Raw genomic sequence first — 701 nt, forward strand, 5'->3', positions numbered from 1 at the left:
ACCATGGAGCAGATCAAGGCGCTGAGCGAGAACCCGCCGGCCAAGGCCCGGGTCATCCCGCTGAAGGTTGCCGGGGCATTCCACACCGAGCACATGGCCCCGGCCGTGGGCGTGCTGAAGGAGCTGTCGGCCAAGCTGGACCCGGCCGACCGGCCGTGCCGCTGCTGTCGAACTACGACGGAGCCGGTGGCCGACGGCAAGGCGAACCTGGCGTCGCTGGTCGCAGGTCTCCCGCCCGGTGCGCTGGGACCAGTGCATGGAGCAGCTGGCCGCCGCGTCAGGCATTCTGGAGCTGGCCCCGGCCGGCACCCTGGTGGGCCTGGCCGCCGCGGGCTGAAGGGCGTGAAGACCCTGGCGCTGAAGTCCCCCGAGGACCTGGAGGACGCCCGCAAGTTCGTCAACGAGCACGTGGCCTAACCCGGTTCCCTGCGAACCGATACGACGTGGCGAGGAAAGAAGAGAACATGAGCGCTGTGCTGAACCAGGTGACACCAAACGCCCACAGCCGCATCCTGGGCACCGGAAGCTACCGGCCCACCGTGGTGGTGACCAACCAGGACGTGTGCCAGTGGATCGATTCCTCCGATGAGTGGATCCGCCAGCGCACCGGATCATCACCCGCTACCGTGCGGATGAGAACACCTCGCTGCTGGACATGTGCGTGGCCGCCGGGCAGGCGGCCCTGGCCGACACCGGCCTGG

The 701-nt window shown here is 68.8% G+C and carries 2 pseudogenes; both read left to right on the plus strand.

Annotated features, from left to right (window positions below):
• A pseudogene (locus JCM19049_RS16520) lies at positions 1-417 on the plus strand (ACP S-malonyltransferase); the annotation flags it as partial.
• 47 nt (positions 418-464) lie between these two features.
• Positions 465-701, plus strand: a pseudogene (locus JCM19049_RS21615) (3-oxoacyl-ACP synthase); the annotation flags it as partial.

The organism is Arthrobacter sp. JCM 19049 (assembly GCF_001310435.1).